The organism is Clostridium coskatii (genome assembly GCF_001675205.1).
Taxonomy (GTDB): Bacteria; Bacillota; Clostridia; order Clostridiales; family Clostridiaceae; genus Clostridium_B; species Clostridium_B ljungdahlii.
In genome coordinates this window covers 1-638 of sequence record NZ_LROR01000044.1, presented here as the reverse complement: position 1 = coordinate 638, position 638 = coordinate 1, and the positions used below count along the sequence as shown (strand labels likewise).

Genomic DNA, 638 nt, shown 5'->3' with positions numbered 1-638 from the left:
TTTTTTATTTACCTTTTTAGCTTTTTCAAAAACATAAACTATCTCAATATTATTATCATCATCACAATTGTATATTGAGCTAGTAGTTACTTGATACTGAATCTTATTTCTTAGTGAAACCATAATTATTTCTTTTGAATCACTTTCTCCTAAATACATAGATGTTTTTATATCATTCCAGTTTTCTATAATATCTTCCATATTGTTTGTTTCTAACTTATTTCCTCTTATGCCAAACATATCCTGTGCCTTTTTATTGCAAATTTTTATTTTACCATTTATATCTGAGGTTATTATAGCAACAGGACTGGAATTAAATATATTTTTTATATGCTTGTAATTCATATTTTGAATCTTATTGTACTCTTCCACTTTAAGCATTTCTTCTATAGCATTTGACGCTGCTATAACCATACCAAGGGTATGGGAATGTACAAATTCAATGTACCCAGTAAGATTCAATACACCTATAAGTTTTCCTTTATTATCTTTTATAGGTGCCGCAGAACACGTCCACTTATGATATGCATTAATAAAATGATCATCTCCAGAAATTTGAACTGGCAGCTTACTTTTTATAACTACGCTCATAGCATTTGTTCCAATATTTTCTTCATTCATAAAAGCTCCCGGTACCA

General features: G+C 28.8%; 1 protein-coding gene. It reads right to left on the bottom strand.

The features are described from left to right. On the bottom strand, positions 1-638 hold a 638-nt coding region (locus CLCOS_RS09350), incomplete at both ends, for a PAS domain-containing protein (RefSeq protein WP_153042924.1).